Source organism: Vibrio splendidus (assembly GCF_001557875.1).
Lineage (GTDB): Bacteria > Pseudomonadota > Gammaproteobacteria > Enterobacterales > Vibrionaceae > Vibrio > Vibrio splendidus_F.
The window spans coordinates 569228-590472 of sequence record NZ_LNRF01000001.1 but is presented as its reverse complement, the minus strand read 5'-3'; the positions used below and the strand labels follow the sequence as shown (position 1 = coordinate 590472).

General features: G+C 44.6%; 18 protein-coding genes. 11 read left to right on the top strand and 7 right to left on the bottom strand.

What is annotated here, in order from left to right; translation table 11 throughout:
* Nucleotides 1–386: 386 nt before the first annotated feature.
* The 6 genes from ATB74_RS02570 to ATB74_RS02545 all read left to right on the top strand — a co-directional run bounded on the left by ATB74_RS02570 (nt 387) and on the right by ATB74_RS02545 (nt 5445).
* Nucleotides 387–1307 (top strand): DUF368 domain-containing protein, encoded by a 921-nt coding sequence (locus tag ATB74_RS02570; RefSeq protein ID WP_061016342.1) that lies wholly within the window; start codon nt 387–389, stop codon nt 1305–1307.
* A 184-nt stretch (nt 1308–1491) separates the two neighbouring features.
* On the top strand, nt 1492–1932 hold the full coding sequence (locus ATB74_RS02565; RefSeq protein WP_061016340.1) for a hypothetical protein: 441 nt from the start codon (nt 1492–1494) through the stop codon (nt 1930–1932).
* Entirely contained in the window at nt 1929–2525 is a 597-nt protein-coding gene (locus ATB74_RS02560) for an SCO family protein (RefSeq protein ID WP_061016338.1), read from the top strand. Before ATB74_RS02565 ends, ATB74_RS02560 begins: the two co-directional genes overlap by 4 nt.
* Before the next feature lie 84 nt (nt 2526–2609).
* Nucleotides 2610–3068: a copper chaperone PCu(A)C gene (locus ATB74_RS02555; RefSeq protein WP_061016336.1), complete on the top strand. Its 459-nt coding sequence runs from the start codon at nt 2610–2612 to the stop codon at nt 3066–3068.
* Nucleotides 3069–3472: 404 nt separating this feature from the next.
* Entirely contained in the window at nt 3473–4537 is a 1065-nt protein-coding gene (rsgA, locus tag ATB74_RS02550; protein ID WP_061016334.1) for a ribosome small subunit-dependent GTPase A, read from the top strand.
* A gap of 374 nt (nt 4538–4911) precedes the next feature.
* A complete protein-coding gene (locus ATB74_RS02545) occupies nt 4912–5445 on the top strand; it encodes a DUF4136 domain-containing protein (protein WP_061016332.1) in 534 nt (177 codons plus the stop codon).
* 171 nt (nt 5446–5616) lie between these two features.
* On the opposite strand, the gene ATB74_RS02540 is transcribed toward ATB74_RS02545, so the two are convergent.
* A complete protein-coding gene (locus tag ATB74_RS02540; RefSeq protein ID WP_060980623.1) occupies nt 5617–5967 on the bottom strand; it encodes a hypothetical protein in 351 nt (116 codons plus the stop codon).
* A gap of 386 nt (nt 5968–6353) precedes the next feature.
* On the opposite strand from ATB74_RS02540, the gene ATB74_RS02535 reads away from it, so the two are divergent.
* A complete protein-coding gene (locus ATB74_RS02535; protein ID WP_061016331.1) occupies nt 6354–7361 on the top strand; it encodes an AraC family transcriptional regulator in 1008 nt (335 codons plus the stop codon).
* Nucleotides 7362–7418: 57 nt separating this feature from the next.
* On the opposite strand, the gene ATB74_RS02530 is transcribed toward ATB74_RS02535, so the two are convergent.
* The 3 genes from ATB74_RS02530 to ATB74_RS02520 all read right to left on the bottom strand — a co-directional run bounded on the left by ATB74_RS02530 (nt 7419) and on the right by ATB74_RS02520 (nt 9808).
* Entirely contained in the window at nt 7419–8105 is a 687-nt protein-coding gene (locus ATB74_RS02530) for an OmpA family protein (RefSeq protein ID WP_432215312.1), read from the bottom strand.
* A 158-nt stretch (nt 8106–8263) separates the two neighbouring features.
* Nucleotides 8264–9487 (bottom strand): HlyD family secretion protein, encoded by a 1224-nt coding sequence (locus tag ATB74_RS02525; protein ID WP_061016329.1) that lies wholly within the window; start codon nt 9485–9487, stop codon nt 8264–8266.
* Nucleotides 9488–9808 (bottom strand): hypothetical protein, encoded by a 321-nt coding sequence (locus ATB74_RS02520; RefSeq protein WP_060980626.1) that lies wholly within the window; start codon nt 9806–9808, stop codon nt 9488–9490.
* Between the two features lie 626 nt (nt 9809–10434).
* On the opposite strand from ATB74_RS02520, the gene sstT reads away from it, so the two are divergent.
* Nucleotides 10435–11649, top strand: coding sequence for a serine/threonine transporter SstT (sstT, locus tag ATB74_RS02515; RefSeq protein ID WP_048661005.1), 1215 nt, complete (start codon nt 10435–10437; stop codon nt 11647–11649).
* 218 nt (nt 11650–11867) lie between these two features.
* On the opposite strand, the gene ATB74_RS02510 is transcribed toward sstT, so the two are convergent.
* The 3 genes from ATB74_RS02510 to ATB74_RS02500 form a co-directional block, all read right to left on the bottom strand.
* Nucleotides 11868–13079: a tetratricopeptide repeat protein gene (locus ATB74_RS02510; RefSeq protein WP_061016327.1), complete on the bottom strand. Its 1212-nt coding sequence runs from the start codon at nt 13077–13079 to the stop codon at nt 11868–11870.
* Between the two features lie 306 nt (nt 13080–13385).
* A complete protein-coding gene (locus ATB74_RS02505; protein WP_061016325.1) occupies nt 13386–13988 on the bottom strand; it encodes a response regulator transcription factor in 603 nt (200 codons plus the stop codon).
* 11 nt (nt 13989–13999) lie between these two features.
* The gene (locus ATB74_RS02500) at nt 14000–15862 is read right to left on the bottom strand and encodes a sensor histidine kinase (protein ID WP_060981129.1); all 1863 of its coding nucleotides are present in this window, start codon (nt 15860–15862) and stop codon (nt 14000–14002) included.
* A 222-nt stretch (nt 15863–16084) separates the two neighbouring features.
* On the opposite strand from ATB74_RS02500, the gene dsrO reads away from it, so the two are divergent.
* The 3 genes from dsrO to ATB74_RS02485 are packed head-to-tail and all read left to right on the top strand — an operon-like array spanning nt 16085 to nt 21173.
* Nucleotides 16085–16921, top strand: coding sequence for a sulfate reduction electron transfer complex DsrMKJOP subunit DsrO (dsrO, locus tag ATB74_RS02495; protein ID WP_061016323.1), 837 nt, complete (start codon nt 16085–16087; stop codon nt 16919–16921).
* Entirely contained in the window at nt 16918–18066 is a 1149-nt protein-coding gene (gene nrfD / locus ATB74_RS02490; protein WP_061016322.1) for an NrfD/PsrC family molybdoenzyme membrane anchor subunit, read from the top strand. Before dsrO ends, nrfD begins: the two co-directional genes overlap by 4 nt.
* A gap of 14 nt (nt 18067–18080) precedes the next feature.
* Nucleotides 18081–21173 carry a tetrathionate reductase subunit A gene (locus ATB74_RS02485; protein WP_061016318.1) on the top strand — a complete coding sequence of 1031 codons (3093 nt, stop codon included), beginning with the start codon at nt 18081–18083 and terminating at the stop codon, nt 21171–21173.
* The last annotated feature ends 72 nt before the right edge of the window (nt 21174–21245 follow it).

The window sequence follows — 21245 nt, the reverse complement described above, 5'->3', positions numbered from 1 at the left end:
AAATCATAAGTTCACTAACAACGTCAGTTGGCTAGGTGACCCTCGGCTTAAGAAGGGTCAATGTACATAATGCAGTTAGCGTGCCAACTTTTATTCGGCGTTTTATAAGCCCTACATCGCATAAAAACCATGAATTTATCATGCGAATTGCAAAGTGCATTTGCATAATGCAAGCAAGATGCAATATTGATAAGAGATCAGTTTCATCCCTGCCATTAATGATAAATTACTAAGTGATTGTATTTTAAATATTAGGCAGATATTCACATCAACGTATTGCCTTACAATTAAAGAGGTAATAAAAGCATCGACCCAGTGGCATATTCATACTTTTTTTACACTAAAGTTTGTATACTGCACAAAATCATCCTCAACTCTATGAAGCAATGAACTACTTAAGTACTTTTTTCAAAGGCATGGCAATGGGCGCAGCCGACGTTGTCCCAGGCGTTTCAGGCGGAACCATCGCATTCATCACAGGTATTTACGATACGCTTTTAGAAAGCATTCGCAGAATTAACCCTAGCGTACTTGGTTTATGGAAGCGCGAAGGCTTCAAAGCCGCGTTTAACCACATCAATGGCTTTTTCCTAATTTCACTGTTCGCAGGCGTGTTCACCAGCATTGCGACATTCGCAAAACTGATTTCTTGGTTATTGGTCACCCATCCTGTTCCACTGTGGTCTTTCTTCTTTGGCCTGATCTTGGTGTCGGTTTTCCATATTCTTAAGCAAGTAGAGAAGCGCGATATGATTCGATTCGTGTTTTTGCTGCTTGGCGTTGCTTTCGCTTATAGCATTACCGTGCTTAAGCCGCTGCAAATGGAACCGACCAGCATCAATGTCCTCATTGCGGGCGCGATTGCGATCTGTGCGATGATTTTGCCGGGTATCTCGGGTAGCTTTATTCTGCTATTGATTGGTATGTATGGTCCGGTTCTTGGTGCAGTTAAAGAGTTCCAAATCGATGTGCTTGCGCTATTTCTTAGTGGCTGTGTGATTGGCCTACTAACTTTCTCACACGTACTTTCTTGGTTATTACGCTCATTCCGCGATTTCACATTAGTGTTCTTAACCGGTTTGATGATCGGTACGCTGCCTAAGATTTGGCCGTGGAAAGAGACCATCAGCTGGCGTACAAACTCAAAAGGTGAACAAGTTCCTCTGATTCAAGAAAACCTATCACCGTTTGATTTTGAAGCCGTAACCTCTCAGCCTTCCCAACTTGTCATGGCGATTGCGATGATGTTTGTTGCGATTGCATTGGTTCTAGGGCTAGAGAAATTTGCAGAGCGTAACGCTGACTAGGGCGTGTTCAGAACGGATAGAACTTAGAAATACTAAGCTCACCTCTCTATTAAACAAACAAAAGCGAAGCTTATGGCTTCGCTTTTTTATATCTACCATACGCACAAAATTGCTTTTTGATACAAGCACATATTGAGGGGTGTGATACCATCGCCGTTCTTATAAAATCAAATGAGAACACGACATGCACCCAGTATTAAAGGTTGCAGCGCTTGGTATTGCTCTCGTGGCAGGTTTTTATGGACCACAAGCAATCGAGCAATTTAAATCAGTAATGGAGAGCCACTCTCCTGACGTCGATTTAAAAGACTACTGCATGCTTTCAACGATATCGTGTGAGCAAAATACCGTTGCCATGACTCTTGAACATGAGACTGCTCAACCTCTGGTCCCAACAAAAATCAAAGTGGTGTGGGAAGACTCAGCCTCTGACACATTAATGCTGTCGCTTACTGGCTTGGAGATGGAAATGGGCTCGGCACGTTTTCAATTAAAGCATATTGGCAACAATACCTATGAAGGTGACGTGATTTTACCTGTGTGCACCATGGATAAGATGACTTGGCTTGGTGAACTCACCGATGGTGTTGAAACCGTAAACCCTGCAATAAGGATGGCAAGATGAGTAAGAATTGGTCGTTAGCATTAGTGGTAGCGTTTGTACTTGGCTTTGGTGTCAAAAGCTATCTTGATGGGCAAAACGAAGCTCAAGAGCAACACGCTGCAAAGCAAGAATTCTCTGCAACAACCCTTTTTGGTAAAGATAACCAACCAACGGAAATCTTTGACCAGGCCGATGACAGAATTCGCATCGTTTACTTCGGTTTCACACGCTGTCCAGATGTGTGCCCTACCTCACTAGCAATGTTAGCCGGAGCGCTTAACCAGGTTTCTGATGAAGCAAAAGCCAAGATTCGTCCGATGTTTGTTTCTCTAGACCCAGAGCGCGATGCAGCTGAAGCCTCATATGAATACGCGCAATACTTCCACCCAATGATGGAAGGATTAAGTGGTCCGTTAGATGTGACAACAACGCTTGCACACAACTACGGTGTTATTTTTAGAAAGACCAAGCTTGAAGGTTCAGAGTTGGAATACACCCTTGACCACAGCTCATATTTTTACTTTTTAAAGCCCGACGGTACCTTGATTACCAAAGTGCCGCATACGTTAACACCTGCGCCAATTGTTGAGGCCATCAACAAACTGACGCAGTAAAACGTAAAAACAAAGAACTTAACGAATAGAGTTCAAACATAAAGTTAGGTCCCAGACCAAAACATAAAATATAAGGACAACAACATGAAGTTAAAAGCACTTGCTCTAGCAGGCTTACTGCTCACTCCTCTTGCTCACGCTAATAGCGACATTATGGTTCATGACGCGTATGCTCGTGCGACACCGCCAACGGCAGTGAACAGCGCAGTATTCACGACTCTTATGAACCACAGTGATAAAGACCGCGCTATTGTTTCAGCGACAACTCCAGCAGCAGGAAAGGTAGAGCTTCATGATGTTATCGTTGAAGGCGACGTCATGAAAATGCGCCAAGTTCAACAGATTACAATCCCTGCGAATGGTGAAGCGGTACTAAAACCAGGTAGCCTACACATCATGTTGTTCGACCTAAAGAGCAGCCTAAAAGAAGGTGAGCAAATCGAGATGACACTGACCTTTGCCAACGGTGAAACGCAAACCTTCGATGCACCAGTGAAGAAAGTGATGAGCGGCATGAAAAAGATGAGCCACGACCATCATTAATCGTACTCACAATTGATAAAATAATTTAAGCCACGATGACTTTTCGCCATCGTGGCTTTTTGCTAAACTGCGCTCGCTTTTTATTCAAAGCTCGACCACATTAACAACCTAGGAGAAAAGAAGATGATTGTAATGAAAACACTAAAACTGGCAGTAAAAGTAACGCGTTAATTTTGTTTGGTTAAGCAAACTTTAATTTCGAACTACCAACATTAAGCCACCAACTGGCTACCGCACACTTTTACCCGGTTTACACTTGATCGCACATGATCAGGGCATGCACATTATGCATGAATCAATCCGGGGTCCTATCTATTTGAATTCGACCCAAACTCTAAAGCATTTTTGACGTTTCGACGCTTTTTAATTCATACCATCAAGCTCGCACGTCTGGGTAAATAGACATGAATTCACAAAACGCATTTTCTCATCCAATGTCACTTCAACAACTTGGATGGCAACCTGTATTCCAACAACAACTGACACTCGAAGACTATGACCATTCTGTCATTGCTCGTATCGTCGCACATCACCGTAGTGGCTATACATTAGCGTCAGAGCAAGGCGAAATAGTTCTGCCCATTCACCACAACCAACCGGCAATGACCGTTGGCGACTGGGTAATATTGAACTCTGAACTTCAGTTCGACCGCTTGCTAGAACGCCAATCACTCTTTAGCCGAAAGGCAGCGGGCAGTCGTGTGGCTGAACAATATATTTCAGCCAATATCGACACCGTTTTTATCGTGGTTTCGTTAAACAACGACTTTAATCTAAGCCGTATCGAACGCTATCTCGCGCTCGCCAATGAAGCTCAGGTTGAGGCGGTGATCGTCCTAACTAAGAAAGACTTGTGTGACGACTACCAAGACAAAGTACAGCAAGTGCAAAGCTTAGACTCAATGCTGATGATAGAAGCCGTTAACAGCCTAGACCAAGGCTCTACTCAAGTATTGTCGCCTTGGTGTAAAACCGGCAAAACTGTTGCTTTGATGGGTTCGTCTGGTGTCGGAAAATCGACGCTAGTCAACTCGCTGCTTGGGGAAACTCAGCAAGCCACAGGTGGCATCCGTGAAGATGACAGCAAAGGCCGACACACAACGACGTCGCGATCACTGCATTTACTAACATCGGGCGGCTTACTGCTTGATACTCCAGGAATGCGAGAGCTGCAACTTGCAGACTGCGCCGAGGGGGTAAGTGAAACCTTTTCTGATGTCGAAGAGTTAGCCATGCACTGTCGTTTCTCTGATTGCCATCATGAATCAGAACCTGGATGCAAAATACGCAAAGCCATTGAGAGTGGTGAGTTGTCTGAAAGACGATTTAATAACTATCAAAAGCTATTGCGAGAGCAAGCCAGAAATGGTGCCTCATTGGCAGAGCAACGCGCTAACAGTAAGCAGCTTTCGAAGATGTACAAAACCGTTCAATCAGAAAGTCGAAATCTTAAAAAAGCTTCTGACTAAACCTTTAAGTTAATGACTATAAGTTGTATTTGAGACAAGCTTAGCCCCATAGTGTTAAACACGTGGGGCTTTATCTACCCATTCCCTTCCTCATCAACAAAAGATATTAAGATATCGGCTGCTTCAGAAAGTAAAAACTCACCATTTATAATCGTTGGAATTTTTCTTACCGAGTTAATCATCACGCTAACGACTCCATTTATTCAGTTCAATATAACTCCTCCTTGAACAATAAAGTCAAAATACGATTAATCACATCACTTTTTACTATCAAATTGACTGAATATAACGAACAAAAAATATCGAATACCAGACAAGTATAATCACCATAAGAAGAGATATTCATTTCAAACCACCTTCCAAGGAGATAGAAAATGCTTCGTCTAACAACCATATTATTAACGTTTCCTCTAGCAGCGTGCTCTACAATACAAACCGACTTTGATAGACAAACCGATTTTTCGAAGTATAAAACCTATGACTTTGGTTCACTTAAAATAACGAATGAAGCGAAGAACAAAAGGCCAATTAGTATTGATTCAATTAGAGTTGAAAATGCGATCATCAAAGAAATGGACCGTACTGAAGTAGAGTTTGTGGAAGACGGCGGCGACCTATATGTTCGCTATCAACTTCAGCAAGAATCAGAAGTTGTTTCTTCAAACTCTTCCTTTGGTGTTGGCTATAGTCGGAACAATGTTCACGGGATGATAGCCACCCCACAAAATTATCAAAAACAAGCGTATGAACACCTAGTTGTTGAGTTGATCGATGACAGAACAAACATCGTAGTATGGACAGCGAATTCAAGTCGAAAGTTAACTCACTCAATGAGTTCAGAGGAACGTGAAGAACTGATTTACGAGGAGATCGCTGAAATGTTTCAACAGTACCCTTCGTACAAATGATTGAAAACTTCTAGGTGATTACTTCTCCAATATTGGCTATTCAGTTTACAGATAGCAAAAGCCTAGGCCTTCAAGGAAGAAGGCACTAAAGTCACTAATGCAATAGACCAAAGCTTCATAATATTGTTATATATCCTCAACCGTAAAGCTAACGTTGTAACTCACCTCCGATTAACGAGTTTGATTCCAAGTCACGTTAGGGTCTCCATTTTCGTCTATATATACCAAGACTTTTAAGGGCATGTCTAACGCAATCAAATGTTCTTTTTCTATCAGACTCGACTCTAAAGCAGGGTCTTGAAACATAATTTCCGACGAGGGAAAAAGCGGCTCTTCAGCTTGATTGGGAAATCTAGAATGTTCAAACGTGATAACATTTGACAGCTGCGGTAAGTCTTTAATATTTTTATTAGTAATATCGATATAACCATCAACGAGTTGGTGTTTTTTCTCAGCTGCCTTATTTAATGAACAGCCTAATAATAGGGTACAACTTAACGCTAAAAAGGTTAGCTTCTGCATTTACAATGCCTTGATTAGTTTTAGATAGGGAATGGAGATGGTAAAGAGATCGGAAAGCGATCAATTGATCGACTTTTACTGAGCATGAACTTCCTCCTTGTTCCACTTCAATTATGCTAGCTCAATCATTTAACAGTTCTTCTGTCTTATCTATCCAATTTATTTGTCGTTCTAAATGGTTCTCAAAGATTGTATTTGAGGTTTACTCAACTCGGTATTTATAGCTATCACCAATAGTAGTTAACACCATTATTAACTAATATTGGTGTCACCACTTCACCGATATAATTGATGTTACCTAACATCGTTGAGGCCTGTTATAACTCGTTAATTTACGTCATCAATGCTATATTTATGACATAATCTACTGAGGATTGGATGGATCAATGACTATCAAAAAAACTTACTTTATAAGGGTAAATAGCCTGATGAATTTGTATTACAACGTATGTAATCAATATTATTCAGCTCAAACCTCCCCACAGACAATTCCCCAATCCGCGTTTAGTCACACAATGAATCTGTTGCCCATTTCTGAGGTATTTCAGCTTTATGACGAACTCGAGTGCTATACAAAAAATCCAAACTTTATGCTCGAGGCTGTGCGCCATTTTCGGGTCGAAGATTTGGGCGGGTTAGGCCAATGGATGTTCTCTGGCCATGACTTAATGTCGACGGTCAGAAAGGTGAACTACGGTATGGGATGTATTCAATCTGGCGCTTTTTGGGTTGCTGCACCAGCCGGGTCTATCATCAAATGGACTTACAACAATCAGTATGATGCAGAGTACTTAGACGTTCATGACAGCATTAGAGTCGCTGTTTTAATGTTAAAGATATTGAAAAAATACCTTGGGACAGATTTCGCTCCGATGCGCGTATTACTTTCAGGAGAGCGTTCTGATGAGAGCCTATATCGAGACTATTTTGGCTGTGATGTAACATGGCGTCATCATCAAACGGAGATCTGGTTTCATTCCAACTTACGCTTGGCAAACCTGGCTGAAAATCAAGATACCAAACAAACCTTTTCGTTAAATTTTGAGGACTTGGATCGATGCTTAGATATGCCAGATCCAAGCGATGATACCAAGTTAGTTTATGAAGCCATTAACTACTCATGTCATTTTGGTTTACCTACACTCGAAAGAGTATCGAAGCTGTTAGGCCTATCAATTCAGCAGTTTCAACGTAGATTCCATAAATATGGCCATAACTTTACCGAGATGTGTGGGTTTGTCTTGAGCAACAAAGCGGTCAAGATGCTTAGCCAATCAACACCAGTTGACGAAGTTGCAAGTAGCTTAGGGTATAACCATCTAGATAGCTTTACGCATATGTTTAAGAAACATCGAGGCATGACACCGAAACAATACCTCAAATCATTGGAATAAAATAAAACACCCGCAAAGTTTCTCTACTTTGCGGATATGAAAGCTTGTGTCGCCTCGCTAGATGGCTTGGATACTGATCTCGACACGGCGATTGCAGGCTCTTCCGTCTGCGGTTGCATTGTCACAAATAGGATAACGTTCACCAAGGCCGCTGGCACTGATCCGTGCGCCTTTAACTTTTTGATTCACTAAGTAAGCTTTTACTGAATCAGCACGTTTTTCAGACAACTGCTGATTAAAAGTGTCATTACCTGTACTATCGGTATAGCCTTTTATCTGCAAGTACGAATCTGGGTACTCGACCAGTATTCTCGCAACACCATTCAATGAATTGTATAGCGTCGGTTCAAGTAGGTATTCTCCAGAGCGAAAACCAATGCCGTTTTCCATCACCAACACTAACTCATTTTCACCAACACGCTTTACTTGAACGCCTGAATCTAGCAACTCCTGACGCAAAGCTTCCTCTTGCTTATCCAGTGAGTAACCGACTCCTCCACCGATGAGACCACCAGCCGTTGCCCCAATTAATGCTCTCTTTTTCCGTTCTTTTGAGTTATCCCCGGACAGGAGACCAATCGCAGCACCAGACAAAGAACCAATCGCAGCACCTTTCGTAGTGGAATTCGTTTCCATCTCACCAGTCGTTGCGTCCTGACGTTGAGTCGCCTGACAGCCCACCAAGCTCGATAATAACAATAGAGAGATAATAGGTTTAATGCGTTGTTTTGTTGCAGAAGACATGAATAGCATAAATATATTCCAGTTAAGTTTAGACTTTCGATTAAATATTCACTGAATAGCAAACATATTAAAATTACAGACCACGACTGTGGCCCGTAATTTCATTAATAATTTTATTTTGAATAATTCGAAATTAAATAACCGAATCAACTCTGGCTCTAGAAAGAGTAGAAGTAATAGAGCTGTGACTTCATACGTAAAATGATTCCACGTATCACATCAAGAAACGCCATAAGCTCTGTTGGCTTTTCTCCGCTAATCCAAGCTAAACCAACCGAACCGACTGGTACGCTATAGCCTTCAGGTTCAAAGACTTTCAACCTAACAAAGTGATGTTTATTTTGTAGGTTCTTGCCTGTCGTAGAGCGAACATTCTGGTCAAAGCCGAGTAAGTTGCTTTGTGCTTCACCTGTCGCTTCAACAATACCTTCAACCTCTGCAGTGAATACTTTCCCTGGATAAACTGGAGTAGTAAATTCAGCCAATTGACCCGGTTTCACATTTCTAATTGCTTGATGATTCACGCGCATCAACACGTATTTTTCATTGGTGTACATCTGCAATCTTGGAACTTTAGAAACAAGCTGCCCCTCACGAAGAATAAAGTTAGTCACAAAACCGTCAGTGGGCGCATAGATCTTAGTGCCATCGAGATCCCATTTCGCCTTATTCACCTTCTGCAGTGATTCGCTATAGTCCGATTGACGCGACTCAACCAAGAGTTCCGCTTTAATGATTTGTAGCTTGGCTTTCTCTACATCAGATTTCTTTTTGCTCAACTGTGACTCAAGCTTGGCCACAGTATACGTAGCTGAATCGGCGACCGTTTGCTGGTTATCAATCATACTTTCCGTGATCGTGTTACGCACGACTCGATTTTGTTCAAGATAACGCTTCAACGTTCTTTTCTGTAAGTCTCTATTAGACTGTGCCGTCAGGAGTTCACTCTGCGTCATTTCAAAATCATGTAACGCTGCCTGGTAGCTGGATTCGGCAATTTTTACTTCTTCTATCGCAGTGCCGATGGCCACATGTGCTGAGTTACGAGAAATCTTCGCTTGCTCATAAGCAATTTGATAAGGCTCGTCTTCAATCCCATAGATTAACTGCCCTTCCTCAATACGTTGGTTTGGGGAGATGTAAATCTGGTCGACCTTGCCCGACACATTGGTTGAGGTTGGGCGGAGCTGAATATGAGGGGACTGAACTACAGAGCCACCAGATAGATCCATCGGTGTGTAGTTAATTAGCCCGACCCAAACAAACAATAGCCAGCCACTGCCTCCTAAATATGCAAATGCTTTAGTTCCCGCATTCCAGGGCATACCAACCAGTCTTAATAAATAGATGAATAAACACCAAACAGCTAAACCTTCTAACATTTAGACATCCTCTGATTTGTTAACTTGAGCCGGCGAGTTCCATAAATCACGCAATCGGATAATGGCTTTTTCAAAATCTACAAAAGCAATGATAATGGCGAGCACCCACACCCAGTGCCAGATGAAACCAATCCAGGTAAGCGCGGTAATCAGCCCTATCTGATGATGATCTGTCTGATGAGCCTTTTGAATAGGAATTTCATGAAGCTTCCAAAAACCGAACAGGCCCGCCGCTATGGTGCTGATCAGCACGATAGCGGCTGCTATATGCAAAGCGGTATCTGCAGAGGTCTCTACATAAGGAATACTGATTAAACTCATTGCTCTTACTCTTGTAAATTAAGACCGACACAAGATATACCCGTCTCCTTCACAACAGCTAAATCAGGTTAATTACGTCAATAACTAACTTCTTGTAAGGCAGATCACCGAAAAGACCGTGATATACATCAAATATATCTGCGGGAATATTTACGAAAGCTTAGAAGGGAGTCCTTGATAAACATATAAATACGTTAGTTAAACGATTAGGAGAGATACCATGATTAACAAGAGTTGCGAAGCGCTGGTTAACCAAAAACAACCGCTACATACGCTTTTACTCCATGCCGTTAATTAATCGAGTATTTTGATAATAATCAGGATATAGACGGCTATTTATGCACACAATGTTCTTACCAATAGCCATTTACATTTCCAAATTTACAGTATATTGAGTCTATTAAATGTCACTTTGCAGATTTATAGCTCAATCAAAATACATTTATTTAACATTTAGCTCTAAAAACACCACGTAGCGCAAACAATCACCCTAAAAGTAAACTATTCCTAGACACCCTCTTAGATCCCGCTAATATGAGCGCCCATTCCACTAGTGTATAGTCGGATTTGGTACAACTTTATAAAAAGATACATCACTATAATAAATTAACAATTGCAGGTATTTTATGCAAAATCACAACATGCTCGCCCGCATCGCTCGTGGAAATCTCGTTCTACAGATCCTTGCTGGTATTGTTTTCGGTGTCGTTCTCGCCATGGTTTCTCCTTCAGCAGCCCAAGATGCAGGCCTACTAGGTAGTCTGTTTGTTGGTGCTCTGAAAGCTGTTGCCCCAATTTTAGTATTCATTCTTGTTGCAGCTTCTATCGCAAACCAAAAGAAAGGTCAGCATACTCATATGCGTCCAATCATTGTGCTTTACCTGATTGGTACGTTCTCTGCAGCACTTACTGCTGTAGTACTGAGCTTCATGTTCCCAACCACTTTGACACTGGTTGCTGGCGCTGAAGGTGCTAATCCTCCTCAAGGTATTGCGGAAGTTCTTCATACCCTTCTATTCAAGCTTGTAGATAACCCAGTGAGCGCACTAATGAACGCGAACTACATCGGTATTCTTGCTTGGGCAATCGGTCTTGGTCTTGCACTGCACCACGCATCTGCAACAACCAAAGCGGTTTTCGAAGACCTTAGCCACAGTGTTTCACACATTGTTCGCTTCATTATTCGTCTTGCGCCATTCGGTATCTTCGGTCTTGTTTCGACAACATTCGCAACAACGGGCTTCGATGCACTTGCAAGCTACGGTCAACTTCTAGCGGTTCTACTAAGCTCAATGCTGATCATTGCTCTTGTGGTTAACCCACTGCTTGTATTTGCAAAGACAAAACAGAACCCATACCCACTTGTACTGCAATGTATTCGTGAATCTGGCGTAACGGCATTCTTCACTCGTTCAAGTGCTGCAAACATCCCAGTTAACATGAACCTTTGTAAGAAGCTAAACCTAGATGAAGATACGTACTCTGTATCTATCCCACTAGGCGCAACCATCAACATGGCGGGTGCTGCAATCACAATTACTGTGTTAACGCTTGCTGCTGTACATACGATGGGTATTGAGATTGATATCTTCACTGCGATCCTACTAAGCCTTGTTGCTGCGGTATCTGCGTGTGGTGCATCGGGTGTTGCTGGAGGCTCACTACTGCTTATCCCACTAGCATGTGGCCTATTCGGTATTTCAAACGACGTAGCGATGCAGGTTGTAGCGGTTGGTTTCATTATCGGTGTGATTCAAGATTCAGCTGAAACAGCGCTTAACAGCTCAACAGACGTAGTGTTCACTGCGGCTGTATGTAAAGCTGAGCAAAACAAAGCTTAATAAGCTCTTAGGTATTAGGCTTTAGCTCTAAGCTCTAAGCTCTAAGCTCTAAGCTCTAAGCTCTAAGCTCTAAGCTCTAAAAGCAAATAACACATAAATAAAAAGGGAAGCATCTGCTTCCCTTTTTGTTGTCTTGAGATTCTCGATTAGAGCTAAAACTATTGCCGACTAACCGCAAGTTGATCCATAGACCATCGTACACAGCTAATGAGCGCTACTTACTGATTTCGATTCCAGTTAGACTCAACAGCAGACTGACTGAAGTCTAGGGGGCCACTATTCTGGGTAGCTTGTTTATCTGTTGGGGCCAGCTCGGCATTCACCTGTTGGCTGTAATCGACATTAGTCTCTTGAGCATTCGACACTTGAGTCTCTATCTGACTCGCATCTACATTCAACTCATTACCTTCTTCATCGAGCACTGCTTTTACTTTCTTAGGAACAGGTACATTGCGTTTGTAGAGCTTATTAAGCGCTTTAATGATTGAATGCTTAGTGATTGCTTCTTGGGTCAGCTTAGTCATTATCGGCTTAGTCAGAGCCTGTAAGCCCACGACGGCATCTACACCAAGCTCCCCGCCGACTTTATCCCTCAAATGCTTCGCTTCTGAGTAACCAAAATGGGCCGATAGAAATAGCCAGATATACGCGATGGCGTTGCCGTGTTCACCATGGTCGATCCAAGCCTCACCAGCTCTAAACATCGCTTCTGCACTGTTCTTTTCCGCAGCCGTCTCAAACCAGTAAACAGCCTCACCATGATTAGGCTCAACACCAACCCCGTTCAAATAACTCATACCGAGCTTGATCTTGCCGTCTAGGTTATTTTTTTCAGCAGCCTTTTGGTACCACTCGACAGAGCTTTCAGCCGAGTAGTCCGGATTTTCTTTATCTAGACACCAGTCACCAATAAACAGCATCGCTTCGGTATTACCACCAGCCGCAGACTCTTCGATATAGGTGTAGCCTTTAGGGATGTTCTTATCGGTTCCACGACCAAAGACGAGCGCTTTACCCATCTCGAATTTCGCCGATACGTCATTGTCTAAAGCAGAGATTGCTAGCTGCCAAAAGTTGGCTTTCTCTCTTAAAATCAGGTCTTCTTTGCGCTTCATGCTTAGGCGTACAATGCCGTACATGCCATTGATATTATCGAGTTGCGCCGCTTTGTCGTACCAATACAGAGCTTCCTTAATATTATTACGTTCAGCTTCTTTCGCCAAATACAGAATCGACGGTACATGCCCGGTTTCGGCTTTGAAGTGACGCTCTTTTTGCTCTTGTATGCGCGCTTTTTCAATCGCTTTGCGGTAAGCGACAGCACGAGCCTTACGTTCTTGTTCCAAGCGCTGCTTTCTTAGCGATAAAGAGATCAGCCACACAGCGACAAGTATTAACGAAAGAGCCGTCGCACCAATTGCGATTCCCATTGTACTCATAAAATATTTTAACCTAACTCGGCTGATATCAGCCTCGGTGTCGAGGAGTTATCAACCTATAGTGAATGTTTCGAATTACAGGGAAACGCGCCGTTATTAAAACGTTCCGCCATAAAATGAACTTAGTTCAGTATCTCAGGAATACATAGCGATAAAAAGTCTCCTAAGACCCATCCTTATGCACTCAATAAATGGTGTGATCTTGCTTCAATATCGATTACTGATGAAGACCACCTGTCATCAGAGAATCAGTGGTAAAAGTAATGATTCCCCATCCCTAATACCTTACATCTATGCTTAGGTGAGCTGCCCATAAATGTATGCTAACTCAGCAACTGTTTTCGCAGAAAGCTTCTTCATCAAACTCGCTCGGTGTACTTCCACAGTTCTCATTGCGATGCACAATTCATCAGCAATTTTCTGGTTACGCTTGCCGTCGATAATTTGTTTGAGGATGTCTATCTCACGCTCGGTTAACGATGCGTACGCTTGGCGATGCACATTCATGTGTAAGTGCTTTTCAGAAGCGTCCAAACCTTGTTTGATTGACTCGGCTAACTCATTACCTTTGACAGGCTTTTGAAAGAAGTTAACCGCGCCAGCTTGTAGGGCTTCAACCGCCATTGGCACATCACCATGGCCCGTCAGGTAAATCACCGACAGTGGGCTCTGCACTTTCACCATCAACTCATGAACTTGCTGCCCTCTCATCTCTGGCATTCGACTGTCTAATACCACACACCCCGGTGCACTCAAATCTACTGAGTCCAAAAAACTCGGGCCATCTTCAAAAGCTGACACGGTGAAATCATGCTCTTCTAATAGGAACACCAACGAGTCACGCATCGACTCATCGTCATCAACCACATAAACAGGAAGCCTTTGATGAAGTTCAGACATAACAAGATTCCTTATGAATCACTTGAAAGAGAGAAAGGCAGTGTCACCGCAACATGACATCCATGTGGGGTAAGTGACGTGATCGTCATTTGCCCACGGTGATCTTCAATAACATCTTGGCAAATCGCGAGCCCAAGCCCCAAGCCGTTTTCTTTGCTACTCACAAAAGCTTGAGTCACATCTTGTTCAGTGAAATCTAAACCCGTGCCGTTGTCGATAATCGACAACATCATTTTATCCGGTTGATACTCGGTAATCACTTTAATTGTCGCCGGCTCACTGTTTTTGTTATCAATATCAGACATCGCACGTTGCTGTTGTGCGTTGCACGCATCGGTCGCATTGTTGATCAGGTTTACAATTACCTGTTGCAAGCCCACTGGGTCAACATTTAGCTTGATAGATTTGCCCACCGCATAACGTTCAATGCTGATCTTGTGCTTCTGTAATCGGAATTGCAGTAACTCAATGGTGTCTGTTAGCAACTGCTCAATATCGGTCTGAGACTTCTCTGATGAACGTTTTTTGATCATGTTTCTCAAGCGCTGGATGATTGCGTCAGCACGATCCACTTGCGACTGGATCTTCTCGAAGACAGGCTCTATATCAGTCAGCGGTTTGTTCTTCGAAATCCGCAGTAAACCACCTTCGCTATAGTTACGAATAGCTGCCAAGGGTTGATTGATCTCGTGTGCCAAACTGCTTCCAAGCTCACCAACTACCGCGATACGTTGAGAGTGCTCTAACTGCTCGCTCTTACTTTTCAGCTTGTGCAGCGTTGCTTCTAACTGCTTTTTGCTGCGACTGAATTTGTATTCCAACCAAAAGTGGTAAGCATTCAGTAACACCACCAAAATAAAGAACGCCCATGCCCACTGTTGATTGTATTTAAGCCAAATTAACGCCTCTTTCCACCAAGGTTGTTGCAGTGGGTGCATGTCGAGTTGTTGATAAAGCTTGTCTATCGAGAGCAGGCTTGTCGGTGGCGTCCAACCCGATGCATTCGCTGCAATCGCGGGCGCACTGCTCTTAGGCATCGCAAATAACACCTGACTCATTTGTTTGGCCAGTGCCGAAGAAGCCCGCTCTGTTTTGGCAAACGACCAGTTGGGGTACAACGGAGTAGACACTTGGCATCGGAATCCTTCTGGTGCTTGATTCTCGATAATTCTATATTGCTCTGCCACCAGCAAACCTTCACTGATCATGTTCTCAACTAAACAGCTTGGTACGACAGCCGCTTCAATGTGCCCTTCACGCAGTTGATACAAGCTGGCGTCAATTGGGAAACCTAAAAATTGGGTGTTAGAGAAAAAGTGGTTGGGATTAAGCCCTTGTTGCATCACTTGATAACGCATTGTTAGATAGCCACCGAATGCATTTTCAGATACTGCCGCAATCGGCTTACCACTCAATTGTTCGAGCGAAATATAAGGCGACATTCTTCTCACCACCAAGGCAGAGCCAATACTTCGGGTATTGCTGATGCTTCGATCTTCGAAGTTATGGCTGGTCATGGTCGCCATCCAAGAGAGGTCATATTGACGACCTAATCGTACCGCCTGACCCGGGTTGGTGATGACAAAGTCGACCTCAACACCTTTTACCGCCTCGGCCATCTCTTCTAAGTTGAAAGGCTTGAGAACAAAGTGTTTGCCGGGAATGCGCTCCGACAACCAATCCATCGTCGGCTGCCAACGCTGCTGCGCGGAAAGCTTACCTCGGATCGCCAGCACACCGACCTCAATAACCTGCTCCGACTCAACAGTGCTTGTCGTTGTAATTTCTTGCTCCGTTTGAGCGGCTAAACAGATTCCTGCGGTTAAGCTCAACCAACAAAGGCTAACAATTGATATTAGGTTTCGGACTGTCACTAAAATCTCTTTCTCCACACTGACGGCATATCCATCACTCAAATAACGCATTGACGACACGTTAAATAGAGCCTTTAAACAAAGCATAACAGCTAGGTTGCTAAAACCACATTTGTTCTAGATCAACTTTGATCTGGGTATGTGGAAATCCACAATACCCCGCGTACGCCCAAAATCTGACAATGAGCCCAACAGATAGAATACCCATTTATAGGTACCAATATGGACTCATTGAAAAGACGGTTTCTCAGCCAGTTCGGCAAAGTTTCCGCTGGTGCTGCGCTCATTCCCATTACCGGAATCAACACCGCAGTTGCCAGCACAGCCATTCGCAATAACAACCAACCAGACCGCAAAGGCGAAGTGGGTAAACGCTACGCCATGGCGGTTGATTTACGTAAATGCGTTGGCTGTCAGGCGTGTACTGTTGGCTGTAGCGTTGAAAACCAAGCGCCAATTGGTCAGTTCAGAACCACCGTAAAACAGTATGAAGTCTCCCTTGATGATGGTTCGACTGCTCAACAAGAGGTGAAGTCATTCATGTTGCCTCGCCTGTGTAACCACTGCGACGATGCTCCGTGCATCAAGGTTTGTCCTGTTCAAGCGACCTTCCAACGTGAAGATGGCATTGTAATGGTCGACAACGAACGCTGCGTAGCTTGTGCTTACTGTGTTCAAGCCTGCCCTTACGACGCTCGTTTCATCAATAACGACACCCTTACCGCAGACAAATGTACCTTCTGTGCACACCGCCTTGAAGACGGCTTACTGCCCGCTTGTGTCGAAACTTGTGTTGGTGGCGCGCGTGTCATTGGTGACCTTAAAGACCCAAACAGCGAGATCAACCGCCTGCTTAATGAAAACCAAGACGACATCAAAGTGCTTAAGCCAGAGCAGAATACCAACCCACATGTTTTCTATATCGGCATGAACGAGCGTTTCGTTAGCCATATCGAAGGTCAGCCTGCGATTTATGATCCAGCCACCATCGATAACTCATCCTCTAGCAAACAAGAATTGGCAATCGCGACACAAGGCAAACAAGGAGAGACAGCATGAATATCACTGAGGTGTTAGTTCCCGCTCAAGAGATCGCTTGGCTACCGTGGGCGGTTCAATATTTCTTCTACATTGGTTCGGCTTATGCGGCGGCTATTCTGTTTTTGATTGCACTGCTCTTCAAAAACTCAACCAGCCATCAATTTCGAGCAGCCCTCGTGCTTGTGATGGCTATCGGCGCGATTGTTGGGCCATTAGCGTTAACAGGTGACTTGCACCAACCCGGACGTGCTTGGCATTTCTATGCTCACATCACGCCTTGGTCATGGATGTCGTTAGGATCTCTGTTTCTCCCTCTGTTCTCTGGTCTAGCTGTCGCGACTGCTTGGGTTTATCTGCGAGATGACATTGCACAACTTAAAGAGAGTGAAAACCCACTTCTAAAACGCTTGTCTTGGCTGACACTAGGTCAGTGGCAAGTATCGACAAAGCTGATGATTACACTCGCTGCTGTGACAGCTATTTCGGGTTTAAGTATCGCGCTTTACACTGGTGCAGAGATTGCGATTTTGGCGAGTCGCCCGCTTTGGCATCAACCAGCTTCTCCACTGCTTTGGTTTACGACCGCATTTTTTGCTGCAACGGGTTTAACGCTGTTGATTTGGGCTCTACTGCCTTCAAGCAAGCCAAGCTTAAAACCAACAGACCTCGCTCTGGTACAAAGAACCATTACGTTAACGGGTGGCCTTGCCATCATTCTTACGTCGATTTGGGCATCTAACCATGGTCACTTCAACCTGTATGAGAACGACGCTTGGGGTATCAATCTAGGCATCATGACCACCAGCATCTTGCTGTGCATGATCTTAGTTTTGCCTCTGCAACGTCTATCGCAAAGTAAGCTAGGAATTATCTGTGTTGCGCTTGCGACCATCGTTTCAGCATGGGCGGTACGTTGGGTCACCATGATGGAAGTTCAAACCATTCCACGTTTTGATGTGGGTCTATTCCCTTACGAACTGCCTATGGGTAGCGCTGGGTTACTTGGCATAGTTGGCATGTGCGGCCTTTGGTTAGCGCTTGCGTTGTTCGCCTCTGAAATCGTGTCTGCTGGATCGACAAGAACAACTGGCTCTGCGACAAAAACAACATCTAAGCCAAACCAAAATACATCGTCACCACTTAACCGCTCACATAGCTTGTAGCCTGAGGAATCATCATGGATAACAAACGTCGTCAATTTTTGAAAACAGGCCTTGCTGCCGGTGGTGTTGGAGCTTTTGCGGCAGGTTATGCGACAACCACAAAGCACATGGTTCACGGTACTATCGATGGCACCGCAGGTAAGAAAACCAACCACATCCATCACGGTAACTCACTAGAGACGGAATACAGTGTCGATGAACAAGATAAGATCTCGCCGAATCCAAATCAGCGCGTAGCACCATCAATGTGTTTTGGTTGCTGGACACTGTGTGGCTTGCGTGTACGTATCGATAATCGCAATGACGAGATCTTGCGTATCTCAGGCAACCCGTACCATCCACTATCAAGCGACCAACAGATCCCGTTCAAAACACCGGTAAAAGACGCCTACATTGGCTTGTCTGGTGAGTCCGGTATCAATAACCGTTCGACAGCCTGCGCCCGTGGCAACGGCATGTTAGAGATTCAAAACAGCCCTTACCGAGTCACTCAACCGCTCAAACGCGTCGGTAAGCGTGGTGAAGGCAAGTGGGCACCGATCAGCTACGAACAACTTATCTCTGAGATTACCGAGGGTGGGGATCTATTCGGAGAGGGCGAAGTCGAAGGCTTACGTTCGATTCGCGACATTGAAACACCACTTGATCCACATAATCCTGAATACGGCCCAAAAGCCAATCAACTGCTTGTGACCAATGCCGGTAATGAAGGTCGTGACGACATCTTGAAGCGCTTTGCTTTTAACAGTTACGGCACACGCAACTTTGGTCACCACGGATCTTACTGTGGCTACGCGTTCCGCGCAGGTTCAGGCGCGATCATGAACGATCTAGACAAGTTCTCGCACTTAAAACCAGACTTCAACAACGCAGAGTTCATTCTTTTCATCGGTATGTCTCCGGCTCAAGCGGGTAACCCGTTTAAGCGTCAAGCAAGACAATTAGCTGAGGCTCGTACCAACGGAAAACTCAGCTACACCATAGTGACTCCAAGTCTTCCAGCGGGATCGTCAAGCCTTGCTGCAGGCGATCGTAACAACTGGCTGCCGATCAAACCGGGCACCGACTCAGCATTAGTTCTGGGCATGATCCAATGGATCATTGAAAACCAGCGCTACAATCACGACTTCTTGTCTCGCCCAAGTGCGCAAGCGATGAAGAAAGCAGGCACCACGCATTGGTGTAATGCATCTCACCTTGTGATCAGCGACGAAACACACCCACAAAACGGGCGTATGCTACGCGCATCAGATATTGGTTTGCTAGAAACGGGTGAGCCACTATCTGACGATGATGCATTTGTTGCACTAAATGTGACAACGTCACTATTATCATCACATATTCAGGTCAATGAAGCGACTCTGTTCGTCGATCAGGACGTAGAAATTGATGGTCAGACTGTCCGTGTTAAGTCTTCCCTACAAAGATTGAAAGAAGAAGCCTTCAAATATGACCTTGCTTACTACAGCGAGCAGTGTGACATCCCACAAGACCAAATTATTGCATTAGCGAAGCGTTTCACAAGCTACGGAACGAAAGCAGTGGTGGATACTCATGGTGGTAACATGCACACCAACGGCTTCTACAACTCGTTCTCTATTCTGATGCTGAACGCGCTGATCGGTAACATCAACGCGAAAGGCGGTGCGATGGCGAAAGCGGGCGGCTACCCAACTTCGGTCGCAGGTCCTCGTTACGACTTTACCAAGTTCAAGGGTAAAACGAAGCCTCAAGGCGTGTTCTTATCTCGCAGCAAATTCCCGTATCATAAAACCAGCGAATACAAACGTCGTGTTGCCGCAGGTGAATCCCCCTACCCAACGCGAGCGCCATGGTATCCAATCTCTGCGCCGCTGTTAACCGAGCACTTATCAGCTGCGATTGATGGTTACCCTTACCGCGCAAAAGCGTGGATCAACCACATGGCGAACCCACTTTATGGTGTACCGGGTTTAGACAACTTGCTAGGTGAGAAGCTTAAGGATCCAAAACAGCTTGGTTTGATCGTGTCTATCGATGCCTTCATCAATGAAACCACAGCGTTGTCTGATTACCTAGTGCCAGACACGGTAACCTACGAAAGCTGGGGCATGGCAACACCGTGGCACGGCGTCGCTACCAAAGCGATCACCGCTCGTTGGCCGATAGTTGAGCCTAAAACCTCACGCACTCAAGACGGACGAGCCATCAACCTAGAGAACTTCTTTATTGATCTGGCAAAAACACTCGAGCTAGGCGGCTTTGGTGATGATGCAATCAAAGACAGCCAAGGCAATTGGCACGGTATCCACAGTGCAGAAGACTTCTACCTGCGCTCTGCGGCGAACTTAGCATTTGCCAAAGGCGGCGTGCCGAATGTGGACGCTGAGGACATTATTTGGTCTGGTCTTGAGCGCCTTGTTCCTGCGATGAACAAAACAATTAAGTCTGAAGAGATGCTAAAAGTGGCGTACATCTTTGCGCGCGGTGGTCGTTTTGAAGACGCCACCAATGCCTACACCAATGAAACCATGAAGTACAAATGGACCAAGCCACTGGCTATTTGGAATGAAAAGCTTGGCACCTCTCGCAACACCATCAGTGGCGAGCAGTACATGGGTTGCCCAACGTGGTATCCACAAAAGTTGGCAGACGGCACGCCATTGGCTGAGCAGTTCCCAGCAAAAGAGTGGCCATTTACTCTGACTAACTTTAAATCCAACATTCACAGTGCGGTGTCTAACCTGTCGCCGCGCTTGGAATCTATCAAGGGTGTGAATCCGGTGTACATTCATCCGCAAGACGCCTCTTCAGCGGGCATAAAAACCGGGGACGTATTTGCGATTGAAACGCCGAGCGCAACCACAAAAGCATTGGCGATGGTGATCGATGGTATCAAGCCGGGCACATTAGGCTTTGAACATGGTTTTGGCCACAAAGAGCTCGGTGAACGTGCGCACTGGATTGGTGACACACAACAACCAGTGAAAATGAAATCGAACGATGGCGTTAACATTAATGATATAGGCTTGATTGACCCGACGAGAGAAGGCAAAGGTGTAATGCTGGATTGGGTTGTGGGCGCAGCAGCAAGACAAGCACTTCCGGCTAAGATCTACAAAGTCTAGGCGTTAAACCTCCCCTATTTCAGTCAAATCAAGACAGGGCAGAGTAGAGCAACTTCGTCATTCGAGGTTGCT

What these genes read in the sequence shown, in the direction of transcription:
- ATB74_RS02570 (WP_061016342.1), top strand. Translation starts at nt 387, where the DNA reads ATGAACTACTTAAGTACTTTTTTCAAAGGCATGGCAATGGGCGCAGCC.
- ATB74_RS02565 (WP_061016340.1), top strand. Translation starts at nt 1,492, where the DNA reads ATGCACCCAGTATTAAAGGTTGCAGCGCTTGGTATTGCTCTCGTGGCA.
- ATB74_RS02560 (WP_061016338.1), top strand. Translation starts at nt 1,929, where the DNA reads ATGAGTAAGAATTGGTCGTTAGCATTAGTGGTAGCGTTTGTACTTGGC.
- ATB74_RS02555 (WP_061016336.1), top strand. Translation starts at nt 2,610, where the DNA reads ATGAAGTTAAAAGCACTTGCTCTAGCAGGCTTACTGCTCACTCCTCTT.
- rsgA (WP_061016334.1), top strand. Translation starts at nt 3,473, where the DNA reads ATGAATTCACAAAACGCATTTTCTCATCCAATGTCACTTCAACAACTT.
- ATB74_RS02545 (WP_061016332.1), top strand. Translation starts at nt 4,912, where the DNA reads ATGCTTCGTCTAACAACCATATTATTAACGTTTCCTCTAGCAGCGTGC.
- ATB74_RS02540 (WP_060980623.1), bottom strand. Translation starts at nt 5,967, where the DNA reads ATGCAGAAGCTAACCTTTTTAGCGTTAAGTTGTACCCTATTATTAGGC.
- ATB74_RS02535 (WP_061016331.1), top strand. Translation starts at nt 6,354, where the DNA reads ATGACTATCAAAAAAACTTACTTTATAAGGGTAAATAGCCTGATGAAT.
- ATB74_RS02530 (WP_432215312.1), bottom strand. Translation starts at nt 8,105, where the DNA reads ATGTCTTCTGCAACAAAACAACGCATTAAACCTATTATCTCTCTATTG.
- ATB74_RS02525 (WP_061016329.1), bottom strand. Translation starts at nt 9,487, where the DNA reads ATGTTAGAAGGTTTAGCTGTTTGGTGTTTATTCATCTATTTATTAAGA.
- ATB74_RS02520 (WP_060980626.1), bottom strand. Translation starts at nt 9,808, where the DNA reads ATGAGTTTAATCAGTATTCCTTATGTAGAGACCTCTGCAGATACCGCT.
- sstT (WP_048661005.1), top strand. Translation starts at nt 10,435, where the DNA reads ATGCAAAATCACAACATGCTCGCCCGCATCGCTCGTGGAAATCTCGTT.
- ATB74_RS02510 (WP_061016327.1), bottom strand. Translation starts at nt 13,079, where the DNA reads ATGGGAATCGCAATTGGTGCGACGGCTCTTTCGTTAATACTTGTCGCT.
- ATB74_RS02505 (WP_061016325.1), bottom strand. Translation starts at nt 13,988, where the DNA reads ATGTCTGAACTTCATCAAAGGCTTCCTGTTTATGTGGTTGATGACGAT.
- dsrO (WP_061016323.1), top strand. Translation starts at nt 16,085, where the DNA reads ATGGACTCATTGAAAAGACGGTTTCTCAGCCAGTTCGGCAAAGTTTCC.
- nrfD (WP_061016322.1), top strand. Translation starts at nt 16,918, where the DNA reads ATGAATATCACTGAGGTGTTAGTTCCCGCTCAAGAGATCGCTTGGCTA.
- ATB74_RS02485 (WP_061016318.1), top strand. Translation starts at nt 18,081, where the DNA reads ATGGATAACAAACGTCGTCAATTTTTGAAAACAGGCCTTGCTGCCGGT.